This is a genomic window from Kitasatospora griseola (assembly GCF_014648555.1).
GTDB classification, from domain to species: Bacteria; Actinomycetota; Actinomycetes; order Streptomycetales; family Streptomycetaceae; genus Kitasatospora; species Kitasatospora griseola.
The window spans coordinates 226916-246408 of the sequence record NZ_BMRI01000011.1; the positions used below are offsets into that span (position 1 = coordinate 226916).

At 74.3% G+C, this 19493-nt stretch carries 14 protein-coding genes; 8 read left to right on the forward strand and 6 right to left on the reverse strand.

Annotated elements, in window-relative coordinates; genetic code table 11:
• Nucleotides 1–156: 156 nt before the first annotated feature.
• Nucleotides 157–1473, reverse strand: coding sequence for an aspartate--tRNA(Asn) ligase (gene aspS, locus IEZ12_RS17000; protein ID WP_189272765.1), 1317 nt, complete (start codon nucleotides 1471–1473; stop codon nucleotides 157–159).
• A 232-nt stretch (nucleotides 1474–1705) separates the two neighbouring features.
• Here aspS and IEZ12_RS17005 point away from each other — a divergent pair, with 232 nt between their 5' ends.
• Nucleotides 1706–3349: a helix-turn-helix domain-containing protein gene (locus IEZ12_RS17005; RefSeq protein WP_189272766.1), complete on the forward strand. Its 1644-nt coding sequence runs from the start codon at nucleotides 1706–1708 to the stop codon at nucleotides 3347–3349.
• Between the two features lie 276 nt (nucleotides 3350–3625).
• Complete coding sequence (locus IEZ12_RS17010; RefSeq protein ID WP_189272767.1) at nucleotides 3626–4936, forward strand: type III PLP-dependent enzyme domain-containing protein; 1311 nt, start codon at nucleotides 3626–3628, stop codon at nucleotides 4934–4936.
• A gap of 260 nt (nucleotides 4937–5196) precedes the next feature.
• Here IEZ12_RS17010 and IEZ12_RS17015 read toward each other — a convergent pair whose 3' ends face one another.
• On the reverse strand, nucleotides 5197–6657 hold the full coding sequence (locus tag IEZ12_RS17015; protein WP_189272768.1) for an NCS2 family permease: 1461 nt from the start codon (nucleotides 6655–6657) through the stop codon (nucleotides 5197–5199).
• Between the two features lie 193 nt (nucleotides 6658–6850).
• On the opposite strand from IEZ12_RS17015, the gene IEZ12_RS17020 reads away from it, so the two are divergent.
• Nucleotides 6851–7126: a DUF2530 domain-containing protein gene (locus IEZ12_RS17020; protein ID WP_189272769.1), complete on the forward strand. Its 276-nt coding sequence runs from the start codon at nucleotides 6851–6853 to the stop codon at nucleotides 7124–7126.
• A 95-nt stretch (nucleotides 7127–7221) separates the two neighbouring features.
• Nucleotides 7222–9642, forward strand: coding sequence for a cation-translocating P-type ATPase (locus IEZ12_RS17025; RefSeq protein ID WP_189272770.1), 2421 nt, complete (start codon nucleotides 7222–7224; stop codon nucleotides 9640–9642).
• Between the two features lie 19 nt (nucleotides 9643–9661).
• On the opposite strand, the gene IEZ12_RS17030 is transcribed toward IEZ12_RS17025, so the two are convergent.
• Nucleotides 9662–12979 (reverse strand): sacsin N-terminal ATP-binding-like domain-containing protein, encoded by a 3318-nt coding sequence (locus tag IEZ12_RS17030; protein ID WP_189272771.1) that lies wholly within the window; start codon nucleotides 12977–12979, stop codon nucleotides 9662–9664.
• A gap of 245 nt (nucleotides 12980–13224) precedes the next feature.
• A complete protein-coding gene (locus IEZ12_RS17035; RefSeq protein WP_100587550.1) occupies nucleotides 13225–14106 on the reverse strand; it encodes a DUF3027 domain-containing protein in 882 nt (293 codons plus the stop codon).
• 495 nt (nucleotides 14107–14601) lie between these two features.
• Here IEZ12_RS17035 and IEZ12_RS17040 point away from each other — a divergent pair, with 495 nt between their 5' ends.
• The 4 genes from IEZ12_RS17040 (at nucleotide 14602) to IEZ12_RS17055 (ending at nucleotide 18066) form a co-directional block, all read left to right on the forward strand.
• Nucleotides 14602–15942 (forward strand): MFS transporter, encoded by a 1341-nt coding sequence (locus tag IEZ12_RS17040; RefSeq protein WP_100587642.1) that lies wholly within the window; start codon nucleotides 14602–14604, stop codon nucleotides 15940–15942.
• A 61-nt stretch (nucleotides 15943–16003) separates the two neighbouring features.
• Complete coding sequence (locus tag IEZ12_RS17045) at nucleotides 16004–16522, forward strand: DUF2771 family protein (protein ID WP_052509746.1); 519 nt, start codon at nucleotides 16004–16006, stop codon at nucleotides 16520–16522.
• Between the two features lie 11 nt (nucleotides 16523–16533).
• Nucleotides 16534–17211 carry a futalosine hydrolase gene (locus IEZ12_RS17050; RefSeq protein WP_189272772.1) on the forward strand — a complete coding sequence of 226 codons (678 nt, stop codon included), beginning with the start codon at nucleotides 16534–16536 and terminating at the stop codon, nucleotides 17209–17211.
• A gap of 3 nt (nucleotides 17212–17214) precedes the next feature.
• Nucleotides 17215–18066 (forward strand): 1,4-dihydroxy-6-naphtoate synthase, encoded by an 852-nt coding sequence (locus IEZ12_RS17055; RefSeq protein WP_189272773.1) that lies wholly within the window; start codon nucleotides 17215–17217, stop codon nucleotides 18064–18066.
• Between the two features lie 7 nt (nucleotides 18067–18073).
• On the opposite strand, the gene IEZ12_RS40375 is transcribed toward IEZ12_RS17055, so the two are convergent.
• Nucleotides 18074–18457, reverse strand: a complete 384-nt coding sequence (locus IEZ12_RS40375; protein WP_043915622.1) for a cold-shock protein — start codon at nucleotides 18455–18457, stop codon at nucleotides 18074–18076.
• A gap of 326 nt (nucleotides 18458–18783) precedes the next feature.
• Nucleotides 18784–19493 (reverse strand): alpha/beta hydrolase (locus IEZ12_RS38520; protein WP_229847611.1); only part of this gene is annotated, 710 nt, incomplete at its 5' end.

The following is a 19493-nucleotide window of genomic DNA, read 5'->3' on the forward strand; positions in this document are numbered from 1 at the left end:
GACGGCCGACATGGTCGCCGCCGCCCGGGCCGCGGGGGTGCCGGTGCGGGTGGTGTGGCCGTCCGGCGCGGCCCGCGCCGGACACTGAACCCGCCCGGGGGTTCCGGGCGGGTTCGGGCCGCACACCGAACGGCGAACGGCGAACGGCGAACGGCGTTACGGTTCCAGGCGGTTCGGGCCGCGGAACAGGAAGACCGCGTCCCGGATCGACGGCAGCCCGAGTGCCAGCATCAGCACCCGGCCGAGGCCCAGTCCGAAGCCGCCGTGCGGCGGCATGCCGTAGCGGAAGCAGTCCAGGTAGCGGCCGAGCGGGCCCTCCGGGCTCGCGTCCATGCCCTTCTCCCGGGCCTGCGCGACGAGTTGGCCGTGCCGGTGCTCGCGCTGCGCGCCGGTGGTGATCTCCACGCCCTTCCACAGCAGGTCGAAGGAGTCGGTGACGCTCGGGTCGTCGGCGGGCCGGCGGTGGTAGAACGGCCGCACCGAGGCCGGGAACCGGGTGACGAACACGAACTCGTGCCCGTACTCCTCGGCGACCAGCGCGCAGAGCAGCCGCTCGCCCTCCGGGTCCAGGTCCTCCCGGACGCCCTCCCGGTCCCAGCCGGCGGCCCGCAGCTTCGCCGTCGCCTGCGCCATGGTCAGCCGGGGGAAGGGGAGTTCGGGCACCACGACGCGGGCGCCGCCGTACTGCTCGATCTGCTCGCCGTGCCGTTCGGCGACCCGCTCCAGCACCCGGTGCAGCATCCGCTCCAGGAAGGACATCACGTCCTCGACGGCGTCGATCCACGCCAACTCGACGTCCACGCCGGTGAATTCGGTGGCGTGCCGGGAGGTGAAGGAGGGCTCGGCGCGGAACACCGGGCCGATCTCGAAGACCCGGTCGATGCCGGCGGCGATCGCCATCTGCTTGTAGAACTGCGGTGATTGGGCGAGGTACGCCGTCCGGTCGAAGTACCCGACCCGGAACACCTCGGCGCCGGACTCGGAGGGCGTGCCCATCAGCTTCGGCGTGTGCAGTTCGGTGCAGCCCTCCTCGGCCGCGACCTCGCGCATCGCCTGCTCGACGGTGGTCTGCACCTCGAACACCAGCCGCCGCTCCGGGCGCCGCAGGTCCAGGAAGCGCCAGTTCAGCCGCTGTTCCGGCCCGGTCCCGGCGTCGATCGGCAGGCCGGGTTCGGCGGCCGAGACCACCTCGATCCGCTCCGGCACGATCTCCAGGCCGCCGAGCTTGACGATCGGGTTGGCGACCACCTTCCCGGTGATCTCCACGGCCGACTCCGGGGTCAGCCCGCGCAGCAACTCGTCCAGCCGGTCCCCGTCACCCCCGCGCCGGTGGGTCACCTGCACCATTCCGGTGTGGTCCCGCACCACCACGAACTGCACTCTGCTCTGCAGCCGCAGCGTGTGCACCCACCCCTTGACCGTCACCGTCGAGTCCACCGCGGACCCCAACGCACCGACGAGGGTTCGTACCATGATCAGCAACTCCCTGGGTTGCGGACGCGTTGTTCGCGCCACAAGAAGAGCGGTAAACAGCCGCCCGAGGACGCGCCCACGGTAACCGCCCGCCCACCCGCCACACCTCCGGTTTTTCCCGTCCGGGGCCTCTGCCCGGGCCCCGGACGGCCGTAGGATGGCCCGACTCGGCTGCGGCAAGGGGGAGTTGACGGCCGACCGGCGATACGCGTGCAGCTGGGGAGGTCGCCCGATGGGCGAGGACGCATGGGACCGGCCGACGGTGCGGCCGCAGACCCTGGAGGGGCTGATCGACCTGGTCGGCCACCAGGTCGAGGTGGCGACGCTGCCCCGGGCGCAGACGCCCGTCCGGCAGCTGGTGGTGTACGACCCGCTCGACCGGCCGATCGGCCGGGGCGACCTGGTGGTCGCCGCCGGCCTCGACTCGGACAGCACCGAGGCCGAGAGGCTGCTGCGCACCGCCGGGGCGGCCGAGGCCGCGGGCGTGGTGCTGCGCGAGAACCGCAGCCCCGACCGCAAGCAGCAGCTGGCGGCGCTCGCCGAACAGGCCGGGACGGCACTGCTGTTCCGCGCCACCTGGATGACCTGGCCGCGACTGATCAACACCCTGGGGACCGCCGCGGCGATCGGCCCCGTCCCCGACAGCGTCAATGTGCCGCTCGGCGACCTCGGCAAGCTGGCCCGGCTGATCGCCGCCCGGGTGCAGGGCGCGGTGACCATCGAGGACCCCGACTCCCGGGTCCTCGCGCACTACGCGGAGAGCGCCGAACTCGACCCGATCCGGATCCACACCATCTCCACCGGGCAGGTCCCCGAGGAACGGCGCCGGGCGATGACCGAGGACGGCTTCTTCAAGGAACTCTGGTCCAGCGAGAAGGTGTTGCACCGCCGCGCCACCGACCGGATCCCGGAGCGGATGGCGGTGGCGGTCCAGGTCGGCGACGAACGCCTCGGCTCGATCTGGGTCGCCGCGCTGAACGGGCGCACCCTCCAGGACAGCGCCGTCGACGCCCTGCAGGTCGCCGCCCGGCTGGCCGCCGCCCACCTGCTGCACCACCACTCCCGGCACCACGGCCGCAGCGAACTGCTCACCGAGGCCACCCGCGCGGTCCTCGACGGCCGCGGCTCCGGCGCCCTGCTCGCCCGGCACAGCGGCCTGCCCGCCGACAGCCGCTGCGCCGTCCTCGCCGTCGGCGTCGACGGCCCCCTCGACGACGACCTGCGGGTCCGGCTGGCCCGGCACGCCGGCTGGCACCCCGCCGGACCCGGCCGCAGCTCCCTGCTGCTCCCCGATGAGCGCGGCGTGCTGATCCTGCTGGCCGGCCTCGCCGCCGACCCGCCCACCGCCGAACTCCAGGTCGCCGGCTACGGCCGCCGCCTGGCCGCCGACCTGACCGCCCACCTGAAGACCCGCGTCCTCGTCGGCCTCGGCCCCGTCCAGGACCGCCTCGACCACGCCTCCCGCTCCCGCGAGTCCGCCGAACTCGCCCTCAGCGGCCTGCTGTTCGGGCGCGCCGCGCTCGACCACGCCACCGTCGACGAGGTCGCCAACGCGGTGGCCCTGTGGCACGTCCTGGAGACCCTGCGCGACCTGCCGCTGCCGGTCCGGACCTCGGTGTTCCGGCTGGTCGAGGACGCCGGGCAGAAGGGCGACCGCAGCCTGTTGGACGCGCTGCGCGCCTACCTGGAGAACTCCGGCGAACTCGGCCGCGCCGCCGACTCGTTGGGCGTGGCCCGGACCACCTTCTCCGACCGCTTCCACAAGAAGGTCCTGAAGATCGCCCGCCTGGACGTCGCCGATCCGGACGCCCGGCTGCTCGCCCACCTCCAACTGCGGCTGCTGGACCACGAGTCCGACCGGACCACCGCGCCCTGACACCGTTTCGGGCCGGCGAATCCGTGCCCGGACACCGATTCGCCCCCGCCCGCCCGCCGCCCGTCCGCCCGCACACCCCCGACCCGCCCGGACCGTCGCCCCGCACCGGCCCCACCCGAACGGGCACGGCCCGCGGTGCGCGCGCCCGTCGCACCCGCCGAAACCCGGCGCGGCGGGCACAGACACGGCGGCACCCCGAACCGCACGCTGGAACCACGGCCCGGAACGCCATCGGGCCCGGTCCCCTTCCTGCCGACCTCGCGCGGAGCGTGCCCCATGACCGACCACCAGCCCCTGATCGGCGCCGAGCGCCGCGAACTCATCCTCCGCGCCGCCGTCCGCGACGGCCTGCTCGACCCGGAGGACACCCCGCTGGCCGCCTTCCTCGACCTGGACGCCGTCACCGAGACCGTGGCCGCGCTGCACGCCGCGTTCCCCGCCCGGCTCGACGTGCTGCACGCGTTCGCCGCCAAGGCCAACCCGCTCGGACCGGTGCTGCGCCGGCTGCGCGGCCTCGGCATGGGCTGCGAGGTCGCCAGCCCCGGCGAGTTCGCGCAGGCCCTGGCGGCCGGCTTCGCACCCGACCGGATCGTGCTGGACTCCCCCGCCAAGACCCGCCGCGAACTGGCCCTCGCGCTGGACCTCGGCGTCGCCGTCAACCTCGACAACTGGCAGGAACTCGCCCGCGTCGACGAGCTGCTGGCCGGCCGCCCCACCACGTCCCGGATCGGCGTCCGGATCAACCCGCAGGTCGGCGGCGGCAGCATCGCGGCGATGAGCACCGCCACCGCCACCTCCAAGTTCGGCATCCCGCTCGCCGACCCCGGCAACGCCGACCGGTTGGTCGACGCCTTCCGCGCCCGCCCCTGGCTGACCTGGCTGCACTGCCACATCGGCTCCCAGGGCGTGGACCTGTCCCGGATGGCGGCCGGCGTCGGCGCGACCGTCGACTTCGCCGAACGCGTCAACCGGGAACTGGGCCGCCGCCAGGTCACCGGCATCGACCTCGGCGGCGGTCTGCCGGTCAATTTCGCCGACGACCGGATCACGCCCGGCTGGGAGGCCTACGTCGAGCAGCTCCGGCATCACGCCCCCGCGCTGTTCGGCGGCCACTACCGGCTGGTCACCGAGTTCGGCCGGTCCGTGCTGGCCAAGGCCGGCTTCCTCGCCTCCCGGATCGAGTACACCAAGACGGCCGGCGGCCGGGCCATCGCCGTCGGCCACGCCGGCGCCCAGGTCGCCACCCGCACCGTCTTCATGCCCGACAGCTGGCCGCTCCGGATCACCGCCCACTCCCCGTCCGGCGCCGCCAAGCAGGGCCCGCTCGTCCCGCAGGACGTGGCCGGCCCCTGCTGCTTCGCCGGCGACCTGGTCGCCCGCGCCCGCCCGCTGCCCCTGCTGGAGCCCGGCGACCTGGTCTGCCTCCTCGACACCGGCGCCTACTACGCCAGCCACCACTTCAGCTACAACTCCCTCCCCGAACCCCCCGTCCACGGCGCCCGCACCGACTCCACCGGCGCCGTCCGGTTCGAAACCCTCCGCCCCGCCCAGACCGTCGACGACCTGGTCACCCGCACCCTCGGCTGACCCACCGCCCGAAAGGAGAGCCGCCCATGCCCCGTACCCGTCCCTCCCCGCCCGCCCGCCCGCCGACCGCACCATCCTGATCGTCGTCGTCCTCGTCCTCACCGCCACCCTCCGCCTCACCGGCGACCTCGACCCCCTCCCCCTCCTCACCACCGCCGCCCTCCTCGCCCGCCGCCTCGCCCCACGCTGACCCGCCCCGGGGAGACAGCAGACGGCCCTCCCCCGCAGTCGCGGGAGAGGGCCGTCGGGCGACCCGGGGGTCAGAGCAGGCCGAGGGCCGGCATCAGGTAGTAGAAGGCGAAGACCGCGGCGACGCAGTACATCGGGATCGGGACGGTGCGGGCCCGGCCGGCCACCACGCGGAGGAGGCAGAAGGCGATGAAGCCGAAGCCGATGCCGTTGGTGATGGAGTAGGTGAACGGCATCATCGCGATGGTGAGGAAGGCCGGCATCGCGATGGTGTAGTCGGACCAGTCGATGTCCTTGATGGAGTTCGCCAGGATCAGGAAACCGACGGTGACCAGCGCGGGGGTGGCGGCCTGGGCCGGGACCATGGTCGCGAGGGGGGTGAGGAAGAGGGCGACCATGAAGAGCGCGCCGGTGACGACGGAGGCGAAGCCGGTGCGGGCGCCCTCGCCGACGCCGGCGGTGGACTCGACGAAGCAGGTGTTCGCGGAGGAGGAGGTCGCGCCGCCGGCCGCGGTGGCGATGCCGTCAATCATCAGGACCTTGTTGATGCCGGGCAGGTCGCCCTTCTCGTCGAGCAGGTGGGCCTCGTCGGCGACGCCGAGGATGGTGCCCATCGCGTCGAAGAAGCAGCTCATCAGCACGGTGAAGACGAACAGGATGCCGGTCAGCACGCCGACCTTGGAGAAGCCGCCGAACAGGCTGACCTGGCCGACCAGGCCGAAGTCGGGGGTGGCGACGGGGTTGCCGGGCCAGGCCGGGACGGTGAGGCCCCAGTGCTCGGGGGCCAGGTCCGCGAACTGCTGGATGATCACGGCGGCGGCGGTCATCACGGCGATCGAGATGAGGATCGCGCCGGGCACCTTGCGCACGACCAGCGCCATGGTGAGCAGCAGGCCGACGATGAAGATCAGCACGGGCCAGCCGTGCAGGTGGCCGCCGACGCCGAGTTGGAGCGGGACGGTGGTGTGGGCGGCGTCCGGGATGCGGGAGACGAAGCCGGAGTCGACCAGGCCGACCAGGGCGATGAACAGGCCGATGCCGATGGCGATGGCCTTGCGCAGCCCGAGCGGGACGGCGTTCATGACGCGCTCGCGCAGACCGGTGGCGACCAGCAGCATGATCGCGAAGCCGGCCAGCACCACCATGCCCATGGCGTCGGGCCAGGTCATCTTGGGGGCGAGCTGGAGCGCCACGATGGTGTTGACGCCCAGGCCCGCGGCGAGACCGATCGGAACGTTGCCGATGACGCCCATCAGCAGGGTGGTCAGGCCGGCGGTGAGCGCGGTGGCGGTGACCAGCTGGGCGCTGCTGAGGTGGGTGCCGTTCATGTCCGTGGCCGAGGCCAGGATGATCGGGTTGAGCACCAGGATGTACGCCATGGTGAAGAACGTGGCGACACCACCGCGGATCTCACGGGGCAGCGTGGAGCCGCGCCCGGAGATTCTGAAGTAGCGGTCCAGCGCGCCGGACGGGGGCTTCGGCGCGTTCTGGGAGGGCTCGGGCGACGCGGTGGTCGACTGGGCCTGAGACATTCGGGCGTCCTCGATCGGGTGAGGCAAGGGTGGGGGGAGTTTCAGTATGGCGATCCCCGTCGTGGACGCGCCATCTTCGCGCGTAGAGCGAGGCCCTTACGATCGGTGTCGATCGAATACGAAAGAGCCGCTGCCGGTCCCGGTCCGACCGGACCCCCGCCACCCGCCCGGACCCGCCCCGTACCCTAGGCGCATGCCCAAGACCGCGCTGCGCTCCGCCCCCCCGCCGCTAGAGGCGAACGACGTCGCCATTGTCGGCACCGGCACGGTGCTGTGGTTCGTCGCTTTCGTGGTGCTGCTGCCGTTCCAGGGCCGGCTGTCCGACCACGGCCACGGCAACTGGCCGTGGGTCTGCCTGTCCGGCGGCCTGCTCGGCCTGATCGGCCTGAAGTACTGCCGGGCCCGCCGGGACGCGATCCGCCGCGCCCGCGCCGCCGAGGCGGCGCAGACCACCGACGCCACGCAGTAGGCGGCGACCCGGGGACGGTGTGAGCTGCCACTCGTCCGGCACGAAACGGCCGAGGCGGGGCGCACTGCCCAAATCGCCCACCTAGAGTCGGTGCCATGACGCACCCAGCGGAAGGCACTGCTCCCGCGAGCCCCGGCTCGCACCCCTCCGGCGCGGGCGGGGCCTACCACCCTGGCCTGACCGGGGCCGAGGTGGCGGAGCGGATCGCCCACGGGCAGGTCAACGACGTGCCGGTGCGTTCCAGCCGCTCGGTGCGGGAGATCGTCCGCGCCAACGTGTTCACCCGGTTCAACGCGATCATCGGCGTGATGTTCGGCATCATCCTGGTGGTCGGACCGATCCAGGACGGCCTGTTCGGCCTGGTCATCGTCGCCAACACGGCGATCGGCATCATCCAGGAGCTGCGCGCCAAGAAGACCCTGGACAGCCTGGCGCTGATCGGCGAGGCCCGCCCGCAGGTGCGGCGGGACGGCGCGGCCGTCCAGGTCGCCACCGGCGAGATCGTGCTGGACGACACGGTGCTGCTCGGCACCGGCGACAAGGTCGTGGTGGACGGCACGGTCACCGAGGCGGACGGCCTGGAGATCGACGAGTCGCTGCTGACCGGCGAGCCGGACGCGGTGCACAAGCGCCCGGGCGACCACGTGATGTCGGGCTCGTTCGTGGTGGCCGGCGCGGGCGCGTTCACCGCGACCAAGGTCGGCCGGGAGGCGTACGCCGCCAAGCTCGCCGAGGAGGCCAGCCGGTTCACCCTGGTCAAGTCGGAGCTGCGCACCGGGATCGACCAGATCCTGCGGATCATCACCTACCTGCTGATCCCGACCGCGCTGGGCCTGATCGTCAGCCAGCTAGCGGTGCAGCGCAACGACTGGCAGGAGGCCGTCCGGCGGATGGTGGCCGGCATTGTGCCGATGGTCCCGGAGGGCCTGGTGCTGCTGACCTCGGTGGCCTTCGCGATCGGCGTGATCCGGCTGGGCCGCAAGCAGTGCCTGGTCCAGGAGCTGCCCGCGATCGAGGGCCTGGCCCGGGTCGACACGGTCTGCCTGGACAAGACCGGCACCCTCACCGAGGGCGGCATGGACCTGATCGACCTGCGTCCGATCGGCGACGCGTCCAAGACCCGGGTCGCCGAGGCGCTGGGCGCGATCGGCGCGGCCGACACCCGCCCGAACCCGAGCATGCAGGCCGTCATCGACGCGTACGGGCCGCCGGAGGAGGGCCGCTGGCGGGTGCTGGAGGCGATCCCGTTCTCCTCGGCCCGCAAGTGGAGCGGCGTGCAGCTGCTGGAGCCCGACGGCGCCGAGGGCAGCTGGCTGCTGGGCGCCCCCGACATCCTGCTGCCGGCCGGGCACCCGGCGCTGGCCGAGGTCGACGAGCTCGGCGCGAAGGGCCTGCGGGTGCTGCTGCTGGGCCGCAGCCCGCTGCCGCTGGACGACCCCGACCCGGCCGCGCAGCTGGAGCCGCTGGCCCTGCTGGTGCTCCAGCAGCGGGTGCGCGAGGACGCCGCGGACACCCTGCGCTACTTCCGCTCGCAGGACGTCCGGGCGAAGGTGATCTCCGGCGACAGCGCGGTGTCGGTCGGCGCGGTCGCCGCGCACCTGGGCCTGCCCGGCGCGGAGACCGCCGCCGACGCCCGGACGCTGCCCACCGACCCCGAGCAGCTGGCCGAGGTCGCCGACCGCACCGCGGTGTTCGGCCGGGTCACCCCGCAGCAGAAGCGGGCGCTGGTCGGCGCGCTGCAGTCGAAGGGCCACACGGTGGCGATGACCGGCGACGGCGTGAACGACGTGCTGGCGCTGAAGGACGCGGACATCGGCGTGGCGATGGGCACCGGCTCGGACGCGACCCGGGCGGTCGCGCAGATCGTGCTGCTGGACGACCGGTTCGCCACCCTGCCGTCGGTGGTCGCCGAGGGCCGCCGGGTGATCGGCAACATCGAGCGGGTGGCCGGGCTGTTCCTGGTGAAGACCGTGTACTCGGTGCTGCTGGCGCTGCTGGTGGTGTTCACCCAGGTCCCGTACCCGTTCCTGCCGCGGCACTCGACGGTGCTGTCCTCGCTGACCATCGGCATCCCGGCGTTCTTCCTGGCACTGGCGCCGAACAACGAGCGGGCCCGCACCGGCTTCGTGCGGCGGGTGCTGCGGCTGGCCGTCCCCGGCGGGATCATCTGCGGCACCGCCACCTTCGTGGCGTACGCGCTGGCCCGCGCCGACCACGACACGGCGCTGAAGGCGGACACCTCGGTCGCCACCCTGACGCTGTTCATCACCGCGATCTGGGTGCTGGCGATCGTCGCCCGCCCCTACACCTGGTGGCGGCTGCTGCTGATCGGCACCATGGCCGGCGCGTTCTCGCTGGTGCTGGTGGTGCCGTGGCTGTCCGACTTCTTCCAGCTCCAGCTGGTCGGCTGGCGCGACCCGCTGATCGGCGTGGCGATCGCCGTGGTCGCCGGGTGCCTGCTGGAGGTCACCTCGCGGGTGTTCGTCGAGAAGAAGGAGGCCGACGCGGCGGCGTAGGCCTCCCTCTCCCGGGGCGTCACTCGTAGTCGCGCGCCGCCAGCAGCTCGTAGGCCCGGTCGGGCTCGGTGAGCGCGGCGAGGATCTCGAACCGGCGGTGCCACTGCTGGACGGACCAGGCCAGGCCCGCGGCCAGGCCCTCGGGCGTGGCGGCGTGCAGCAGACCGGGCACCGGCGGGACGTCGAACTCTCCCCCAGCCCTGGCGGGCTGGGAGGTGCCCCCACCCTCGTCCCACTCCTCGACGTCCTCGGGGTCGTAGGGCAGCTCGGGCGCGGTGGCGGCGGTGTCCCAGCGCCAGTCCACCCGGGCGTCCTCGCCGTCGGGGCCGACCACCAGCAGTTCCTCGTGCTCCTCGTACACGGCGGGGCAGCCGGGCAGCAGCTCGCGGACCACGGCGGGCGTGCGGTGCAGGGCGCCCTCGGAGAGCACCCGGCCGCCGGCCACCTCGCTGGCGAGCGAGACGTGCAGGCGTTCGGCCAGGGCGGGGGCGAGCGCGGGGTGGACCGGCAGCACCGGGTGGTCGTGCAGCAGCTCGACCAGGTCGGGGGCGTCGGCGACGACCGCGGCGGTGGCGTCGACGATCACGGTGCGGTCGTCCCGGCGGCCGGTGCCGTCGTCCAGCGGGGCCAGCGCCCGCACCACGTCCAGGGCCTCCACCCGCTCGGCCGGGAGGGCCGCCAACGCGCTGTAGATGCCGTGCAGTTGACGGTGGGTGACGTCGGACAGCGGGTCGGTGAGGCGGTCGATCAGCTCCTCCGGGCCGTGCGGCTCGGCGAGCAGCGCGGCCAGCGTGGTGCGCACCCCGAGGGCGTGCAGGAACTGCGGGTCCAGGTTCGTCCGGGCCTCGTCGTAGAGGCCGCGCAGCAGCGGGTCGGCGCCGGCCGCGCGCAGGCCGGCGGGCTCCCGGCCGTCCAGCACGGGGTGGTCGCGCAGCCACCAGGCGGTGTACGGCGGCAGGTCGGTGTAGGTGCCGTCGGGCAGCAGGGTGCGGACGGGCGTCACCACCGCGTCCCGGTACGGCGGACGGGCAAGCAGCGCCAGTGCCTGGGGCCAGGCGTCGTCGGCGACCAGGTCGAGGTCGCGGACGGCCAGCAGTTCGGCGGCCACCGGCGGGACGCCCAACTCGGCCGCGTCGTCGGCGTGCAGGGACTCCAGGGCGTCCTCGCACCAGTCCGCGAGCCCGTCGGGGGCCTCGTCGATCAGCCCGGTCGGGGCGCCGCCGGCCGCCCGGTCGGCGGGGGCGGTCGGGTCGAGCCGCTCCAGGTCGTCGGGGTCGAGCACCACGTCCTCGGCGCGCACCAGCGTGAACGTGGTCAGCACCCCGGCCGCGGCCAGCACCTCCGGGCCCCAGCGCTCCAGCAGGTCCTCGTCCACGAACGCGGCCTCGTCATCGCCCGCCAGGTTCGCCAACGGGCTGTCGGGGAGCAGCAGTTCGCCCGCGCGGGCGAGTTCGCCCTCGTCGTCGGGGAGCGCCAGCCGGGCCAGCCACGGGTGCTCGCCGGGGGCCGGCTCGGCGGCCTTCACCAGCGCCAGCACGGCGTCCGCGAGGTCCACCGCGGCGTCGTAGTCGTCCTCGCCGAGCTCCAGCGAACGAGCGACGGCGGCCCGCAGCTCGGGGGTCTCCAGCAGGCCCGCGGGGGTGGCGGTGGCGGCGCCCAGCTTGGCCAGCAGCGGGTGCGCGGCCTCGGGGTGGGCCAGGCGCAGGTCCAGCAGGTCGAGGGCCTCGGCCAGCGACTCGGGGTAGCCCTCGAAGCCGGCCCAGTCGGCGGCGTCGGACGGCAGCAGGACCCGGCGCGGGCCGGTCACCGTACGGCCGTCGGCCAGCGGGACGGGCAGCGCGCCGAGCGCCTCCGGGTCGGCGCCGGCCAGCGCCGCGTACAGGCTCCGCCACCACGCGGGGTCGCGCTCCAGGCCGCCCAGCTGGTCGACCACCTCGGCCAGCGGGACCCGGCGCACCCGCAGCGTGCGCAGCTCGGTGCGGCGCTCCAGGCCGGCCGGCAGCAGGCCGGGGAAGATCGGGGCGAGCGCCTCCACCACCGAGTCGTCGGCGCCCTCCAGCAGCACCGCGTCCTGCGGGCGCAGCGCCGGGGTGCCCTCCTCGGTGCCGCGCGGGTGCGGCATGAACGGCGTCCCGGGCAGGCGGTCCAGGATCGCGGTGCGCAGCGCGTTGTCGAGCGCGCCCCCACCCAGCGGGGACGGCACCAGGTCCAGCGAGTGGACGTCCGCGCCGCGGGTGCGCAGCAGCTCGACGTACGCCTCGGCGGCGCGCTCCACCAGGAAGTCGGTCAGCGGGCCGGGCGCGACGTGCCGGCGGGTCGGGTCCAGCGGGAACGAGGCGATCAGCAGCGCCGGCACCCCGAGCGGCTCCTCGCTCGGCGTCGGCGCGTGCACCACGGCGGCGGTCCCGGGCCGCTGCGGACGCCCCTTGCCGTCCACCGGCACCGCCCAGGTCAGCGTCCACTGCGGCCGGGCCCGCTCCTCGGTGGTGCGGTCGGCCAGCAGCTCCGCCGACGCCGTGCCGGACGCGCCGACGGTCTGCCAGACGGTGCTGCGCTCCCCGTCGGTGACGGTGACGGTCGGCAGCTGCTCCGGCCGCGGCGGCTGCGCGCTGCGGGTGAGCGTGCGCACCCCGTCGGCGGTCTCCACGACCACCTCGGCCAGGCCCGGCAGGGTCAGCAGCAGCGCGTCGTCGATCGCCGCCAGCAGCCGGGCCGTCAGGTCCTCGGCGGCGCTGTCGCGCAGTGGCAGCACCACCACCGTGTGGTAGCCCTCCGGGGCCCGCCCCTCCGTCGCGAACGGCAGTCGGAGCAGCGGCACGTGCCCCTCACGGCGCGTCAACTCCTCGGCCAGCTCCGGCCGTTCCTCGACCAGCGCGCGCGCCTCGGCCAGCGACCAGCGCACCCCGCCGGAGTGGCTCAGCACCGCGGGCTCGTCGCTGACGGCCAGCACCGCGGAGAACCCCACTCCGAACCGGCCCACCACCGGCCGCTCGTCCCCCCGCTTGGCGGACGCCCGCAGCGTGGACAGCGACTCCACCGCCTCGGCGTCCAGCGGCGCACCGGTGTTGGCCGCCGCCAGCACCCCGTCCCGCAGGGTCAGCCGGAGCCGGCCGACGACTCCCGCGCGGGCCGCCGCATCCGCGGCGTTCTGCGCCAACTCGACGATCAGCCGGTCCCGGTACCCGCCGAGCGCGAGCTCCTCCTCGGCGTTCGCGTCCTCCCGGAATCTCGCCGGTGCAGCCGTCCACGCCGCCAGCACGGTGTGCCGCAGCCGGGCCGTGTCGAAGACGTCCGGGCCCTCGGGGGACGCCGCGCTGCCGATGATCCGAGACTCCACGTGCCGAGCCGCCCTTCGCGTGGTCTGCGTACGAGTCGGCATTCTGCCAGGGCCGGAGGACACAACCGGCGGGCGCGCGATCAGGGGCGCGTGGGGGTACCTCCCGGCCCGCCGGGGCCGGGGGAGGACTGCGCGAAGCGGAAGGCACCCCACCGCAGGATCGCGACGCGGGCAATGCCTTGCCGTTGCTCGCGACCTTGCGGACAGGTGTGCGCCTGTCGCGCAGTCCGTCCCCGGTTGCGGGCTTACGAGTGCCCGAGCTCCTCCGCGGGCGCGTCCGGTTCGACGGAGCCCGAGGTGCGGTCCGGGTGGATGTGCAGCGGCTCGACCACGGTCTCGTCGAGGATGAGCTCGGAGGGGACCGGCGGGGCCGGGAGGACCGCGGCCTCGGAGTGGGCGCCGCAGCCGTAGGCGAGCGAGACGACCTGGCCGTCGGCCGGGCCGAATTCGTTGCCGCAGACGCCGAAGGCCTGTCCGAGCGAGCCGCCGATCGGGATCAGGAAGCCGCAGGTGTTGCAGGAGGCGGGGGCGGACTGCGCCATGGGCGTCTGCGCCCCGTACGCGGTCTCCCAGCGTTCGGCGGCCTGGTGCAGGCCCTTCCGGGAGAGCACGCGGGGGCGGCCCAGGCCCAGCTCGTCGGCCACGGCGCCGATCTCGGCGCGGGCCGGCGGCGACTGGATGGCGCTCTCGGCGATCACCAGCTCCTCCTCGGCGGCTTCGACCAGCGCCGAGTTGGGGGCGGGCTCGTCCTCGCCGGTCCAGCCGGGCTCCAGGCGCTGGTCGTCCGCGCCGGTGGGGAGCAGGTCGCCGGGGCCGAGGTCGCCGGGCAGCAGGCGCTCGCTCCACGGCACCCACTGGGGGGCGAGGACGGCGTCGGCGCCCGGCAGCAGTGCCAGTTCGTCGAGGGTGACGTTCTTGGCGCGCGGGGCGCGGGCCACGGTCACCGCCCAGTGCCAGCCCCGGTAGGCCGGGTCGAGGCACTCGAAGGTGTGGGTGACCAGGCGCTCGGCATCCGCGTTCGCCTTCACGTGGGAGCCGACGACGGACTCTCCGACGCTCTCCACGACTGCCTGGCGGGCGAGATCGACGGCCTCGGCACAGAGCCGGTCAGGGGTACGGCTTCGCATCGCAGCACTCACGGCGTCGGTTCTCTCCCAGTCCTGTCATTCTGCGGTCTGTCCCGAGACGGCCCCCGCTGGGCGGGCTCGCACCGGTTGCCGCTGCCACGTCTCCAGAGCAACCCCCGCGGACGCGGGACCGATCCATTCTGCTCGACCGGGGACCGCTCCGTGGCCGGGCCGCGCCGCCCCGGTCCGCCACCCCCTGCGCTGGCCGGGCAGGCGCGTAGTGCAGGCTACCCGCCGGTCGGCGGTGGAGCACAGTCCGGGGCCGTGGACGCGGGCGCGCCGTGCCGCGGGCAATCACTCGTACGGCGTGCGTTTGTCGGGCAGGATGGGCTTGTGGCGGAGGAGAACCCGCCGCAGCACGGACTGCGCCCCGGGCAGGACGAGAGTCGGCCGGAGCCGTCGGACGAGCCGCGGCAGCATCTCGCAGCCCCCGGCGAGCCGGAGGCGGGCGAGCCGCGCCCGACGGCCGATCAGGACGGTTCGGAGCCGCCGACGGTGCGGACGCGCGGGGTGTGGGCGCGGGGCGCGTCGGCGGCGGGGGCACGCACGGGGCGGGTGGTGCACGGCACGGGGCGGCGGATCCGGCGCGCGACGTCCGCGGAGGGCGCGGGCGAGTCGGGCCTGGCGAAGCTGATCGAGCTGCACGCGCTGAATTCGTTCGGCGACATGCTGATCACGGTGGCGCTGGCGTCGACCATCTTCTTCTCGGTGCCGACCGGCGAGGCGCGCGGCCGGGTGGCGCTCTACCTGGTGATCACGATGGCGCCGTTCGCGCTGCTGGCGCCGGTGATCGGCCCGCTGCTGGACCGGCTGCCGAACGGCCGGCGTTCCGCAGTGGCGATGGCGATGCTGGCCCGGGCGGTGCTGGCGTGGGTGATGGCGGGTCTGGTGCCGGGCGGCGGGCTGGCGTTGTACCCGGCGGCGCTGGGGGTGCTGGTGGCGTCGAAGGCGTACGGGGTGGTGCGCAGCGTGGTGGTGCCGCGGCTGCTGCCGGCCCAGTTGTCGTTGGTGAAGGCGAATTCGCGGGTGACGCTGGCGGGCCTGGTGGCGACGCTGGTGGCGGGCGGGGTGGGCGGGCTGCTGCACCTGATCGGTCCGGGGTGGCCGCTGCGCGGGGCGTTCGCGGTGTTCGTGATCGGCACGCTGATGGCCTTTCACCTGCCGCCGCAGGTGGACTCGGCGAAGGGCGAGCAGCGGGCGGAGCTGCACGCGGAGCCGTCCGAGCCGCGCCCGAAGGGGGTGCTGCGGGCGGTCGGGCCGTCGGTGATCATGGCGCTGCGCGGGGTGGCGGGGCTGCGGTGGCTGGTCGGGTTCCTGGTGATGTTCCTGGCGTTCCTGATCCGCAAGAACCCGCCGAACGGCCTGCCGGAGACGGTGGCGCTGGGCATCGTCGCGGCGGCGGCGGGCCTGGGCAACGCGCTGGGCTCGGTGCTGGGTTCGTGGCTGCGCACCCGCGGCTCCGAGCTGACGGTGACGGTGATGCTGCTGCTGGCGACGCTGGCGGCGAGCGCGGCGGCGCTCTGGTACGGCGTGGTGACGGTGACGGTGGTGGCGGCGACGGCGGGCATGGCGGCGTCGTTGGCGAAGCTGGCGCTGGACGCGCTGATCCAGCGGGACGTGCCGGAGGCGGTGCGCACCTCGGCGTTCGCCCGCTCGGAGACGGCGCTGCAGCTGAGCTGGGTGGTGGGCGGCGTGGTGGGCATCTCGCTGCCGCTGAACGCGGTGCTGGGGCTGTGGCTGGCCGCGGGGGTGACGGCGGCGATGCTGCTGTGGACGTTCCGGTCGCTGCTGCGGGTCGGGCCGCACCGCTCGGCGGCGCGTCCGCGCGTGGCGTAACCTCGCGCGACTCGGGCACCCCGTTGTCATGTGATCACGGAAGGCGAGTAGCCTCTTGCGCATGAGCCTCAGCACCAGCGTCACCGCCGGACTCGCCGCCGCCGCCGTCGTCGGCGCCGGTCTTGTCGGTTTCGGCGTCTTCCAGGCCGTGGACAACGGCAAGCCCCCCACGAACGAGGCCACGCTGGTCGTCGGCACCTCGTCGGTCCGCGCCGAGCCGACCTGCTACAACGGCGGCAAGGCGATCGCCGAGGCCGATCTCGCCAAGTGCGCGCAGCAGGCGGCGAAGGACTCCGAGGACAAGAAGCTCGCCAACCTGGACGTGCGGGCCAGCGACCGGGTCGGCGTGGGTGTGCCGAAGGACCTGGCGGACAAGGGCTGGTACGCGTTCACCGGCCAGGGCCAGAACCGCACGCCGATCATCGCCGGCGCCAGCGGCACCACCTACTCGCTCTCGCAGGCGGCCGCCGGCCTGATGAGCAGCGACGAGCGGACCATGGTGACGGTCGCCGCGGTCGACAAGGACACCAACGAGTACTACGCGGTGTGGTTCTTCAACATGAACAACCAGAAGAGCTGACGCACCGGTCGATGACCGCTGAGCGCCTTCCCGAGCAGTCCGGCCCCGCCGCCGGACTGCTCGTCGTCGTCGCCGTGCCCGCGGAGGCCGAGGCGGTCCGCCGCGGGCTGGGCGAGAACGCGTCGGTCGAGGTGCTGGCGGCCGGCGTCGGCCCGGCCGCGGCGGCGGCCGGCACGGCGGCGGCGCTGGCCCGCGGCCGGTTCCGGCTGGTGCTGTCGGCGGGCATCGCGGGCGGTTTCGCGCCCGCCGCGCCGATCGGGTCGCTGGTGGTGGCGGACGCCCTGGTGGCGGCCGATCTGGGCGCCGAGACGCCGGACGGTTTCGCCGACGTCGCCGAGCTGGGCTTCGGCACGGTGCGGCACGCGGTGCCGGACGGCGTGGTGAAGCTGGTCGCGGCCGCCACCGGCGGGGCGGTCGGCGAGGTGCTGACGGTGTCCACGGTGACGGGTTCGGCGGCGCGCGCCGAGCAGCTGAGGTCGCGTCACCCGCGGGCGCTGGCCGAGGCCATGGAGGGGTTCGGGGTGGCCGAGGCGGCCGCCCGTTCCGGGCTCGCGGCGGGGGAGCTGCGGGCCGTGTCCAACGCCGTCGGGCCGCGCGACCGCGCGGCGTGGCGGATCGGCGAGGCGCTGGCGGCCCTGGAGCGGGCCTTCGCGGCGCTGCCGGTGTCCCGTCTGCTCCAGGAGGTCTGACCGATGGCCGAACCGCTGAGTGTCGCCTACTCGCCCTGCCCGAACGACACCTTCGTCTTCCACGCCTGGGCGCACGGCCTGGTGGCGGGCGCGGATGCGCCCGAGGTCCGGTTCGCGGACATCGACATCACCAACGGGCTGGCCGAGCGCGGCGAACTGGACGTCCTGAAGATCTCCTACGGCCAGCTGCCGTGGGTGCTGGACGAGTACGCGCTGCTGCCGTGCGGCGGGGCACTCGGCCGGGGCTGCGGGCCGCTGGTGCTGACCGCGGGGCCCGTCGAGGCGGCCGGGCTGGCGGGTCGCCGGGTGGCGGTGCCGAGCGAGCGGTCCACCGCGTACCTGCTGTTCCGGCTGTGGGCGGCGGAGGCGGTGCCGGGCGGGTTCGGCGAGATCGTGGTGCTGCCGTTCCACGAGATCATGCCGGCGGTGCGGGACGGCCGGGTGGACGCCGGACTGGTGATCCACGAGGCCCGGTTCACGTACCAGCAGTACGGGCTGCACTGCCTGGCCGACATGGGCGAGGCGTGGGAGGCCGCGACGGGGCTGCCGATCCCGCTGGGCGCGATCGTGGCCCGGCGCTCGCTGGGCGCCGAGCGGCTGCGCGAGCTCGCCGCGACGGTGCGCTCCTCGGTGCGGCAGGCCTGGGCGGACCCGGCGGCCTCCCGGGAGTACGTGCTGGCGCACGCCCAGGAGATGGACCCGGCCGTCGCCGAGCAGCACATCGGGCTGTACGTCAACGAGTTCACCGCCGACCTCGGCGAGGACGGCTACGCGGCGGTGCGCGGGCTGCTCACCCGGGCCGCCGAGCAGGGACTCGTCCCCGCTGTCGACCCGGGCGCGCTGGCGTTCCCCTGAGCCGGGGTCACACGTCGAACTGGTCGGCGATCGCGCGCAGCACCATGGCGATCTTCTGGCCCTCGGGCTTGCTGGGGTAGCGGCCGCGCTGCAGGCCCGGCAGGACGCTGTCCAGCTTGGTGATCAGGTCCTGCACGATCGGGGCCATGTCGTCGGCGCTCTTGCGCTGGTTCGCGGCCACCGACGGCAGGGCGTCCAGCAGAGTCACATTCATCGCCTGGTCGCCGCGGTGGCCCGCGGCGATGCCGAACTCGACGCGCTGCCCCGGCCTCAGGGTGGTGACGCCCCCGGGCAGCGCCTTGGTGTGGACGAAGACCTCGCCGCCGTCGTCGCGCGACAGGAAGCCGTAGCCCTTCGTCTCGTTGAACCACTTGACCTGGCCGGTGGGCATCTCGAAAAGTCCTCGGTGTCGGGTGCGAGCGACCGCGTCGGGTCGCGGATGGATGTGCGGCTCGGCCGCCGGAACGGGCGGTCGGTGCCACTCAGTGCGGCAATGATCCCTCAGCGTGCGCCTCAGCGGCGACGGGATTCCGGGCCGGAGCGTGGCCGTGCCTCGCGCCTGTCGCGCCCTCCATCGGCCCACACCCCCTCATCGGCTCCGGGCGGGCATCTCGTGGACCAGCCGCTGGTCCGCCCGCGCGATGGCTGCATACCCGGGGTCCACGCGGGTCGAAACTCTTCGCGCGCACCGAGTTGCGCGCTGTGACGCCTGGCCGGTCAGGAGGGGTCGGCGAGGTGCCCGCCGAGCCAGCCCAGCGAGGCCGGGAGCATCCGCGACCAGGTGTTGAAGTTGTGCCCGCCGGTGTCCAGGGTGATCGCGGAGACGGTGGTCGCGGTGCCCTTGGCGGCAGCCCGGAACCGCTCGGTCTCGGTGAAGTAGTCGCCGTCGCCCTCCCGGCTGCCGCCCACCAGCAGCGCGGTGCCCGGGGCCGGCAGGTGCGCCAGGCGCCAGCTCAGGTCGGCCTGCTCGCGGCGCTGCGCGTCCCCGCCGAACAGGTCGCCGGTGGTCGGGTCCTCGGCCGCCTTGTAGTAGCCGGACAGCGACACCGCGGCGGAGAACACGTCCGGGTGACGCATCGCCAGCTTCAGCGCGCAGTACCCGCCGGTGGAGTTGCCGATCACGCCGAGGCTTCCCGGGCCCTGCGCGATCCGGTACGAGGAGCGCAGCGCGGACGGCACGTCCTCGCTGAAGTAGCGGTCGGACTGCGGGCCGCCCGGCACGTCCTCGCACTCGGTGTCGCGGGGCATCGCCGGGGACGGGCGCATCAGCACCAGCACCGTCGGCTTGGTCTTGTTCTCGACGGTGAGCTTCAGCTGCACCGCCGGGTAGTTCAGCTTGGTGATCAGGTTCTTGGCGTCGCCGGGGAAGCCGGTGATGGCGATCGCCGCCGGGAAGCGCTTGTCCTGGAAGGCCGCCTGGAAGTACT

Excerpts from the sequence above, each read along its gene's own strand:
- IEZ12_RS17035 (WP_100587550.1), bottom strand. The coding sequence starts at position 14,106 with ATGCGAAGCCGTACCCCTGACCGGCTCTGTGCCGAGGCCGTCGATCTC.
- IEZ12_RS17050 (WP_189272772.1), top strand. The coding sequence starts at position 16,534 with ATGACCGCTGAGCGCCTTCCCGAGCAGTCCGGCCCCGCCGCCGGACTG.
- IEZ12_RS17020 (WP_189272769.1), top strand. The coding sequence starts at position 6,851 with ATGCCCAAGACCGCGCTGCGCTCCGCCCCCCCGCCGCTAGAGGCGAAC.
- IEZ12_RS17055 (WP_189272773.1), top strand. The coding sequence starts at position 17,215 with ATGGCCGAACCGCTGAGTGTCGCCTACTCGCCCTGCCCGAACGACACC.
- IEZ12_RS17045 (WP_052509746.1), top strand. The coding sequence starts at position 16,004 with ATGAGCCTCAGCACCAGCGTCACCGCCGGACTCGCCGCCGCCGCCGTC.
- IEZ12_RS17005 (WP_189272766.1), top strand. The coding sequence starts at position 1,706 with ATGGGCGAGGACGCATGGGACCGGCCGACGGTGCGGCCGCAGACCCTG.
- IEZ12_RS17010 (WP_189272767.1), top strand. The coding sequence starts at position 3,626 with ATGACCGACCACCAGCCCCTGATCGGCGCCGAGCGCCGCGAACTCATC.
- IEZ12_RS17015 (WP_189272768.1), bottom strand. The coding sequence starts at position 6,657 with ATGTCTCAGGCCCAGTCGACCACCGCGTCGCCCGAGCCCTCCCAGAAC.
- aspS (WP_189272765.1), bottom strand. The coding sequence starts at position 1,473 with ATGGTACGAACCCTCGTCGGTGCGTTGGGGTCCGCGGTGGACTCGACG.
- IEZ12_RS40375 (WP_043915622.1), bottom strand. The coding sequence starts at position 18,457 with ATGCCCACCGGCCAGGTCAAGTGGTTCAACGAGACGAAGGGCTACGGC.
- IEZ12_RS17025 (WP_189272770.1), top strand. The coding sequence starts at position 7,222 with ATGACGCACCCAGCGGAAGGCACTGCTCCCGCGAGCCCCGGCTCGCAC.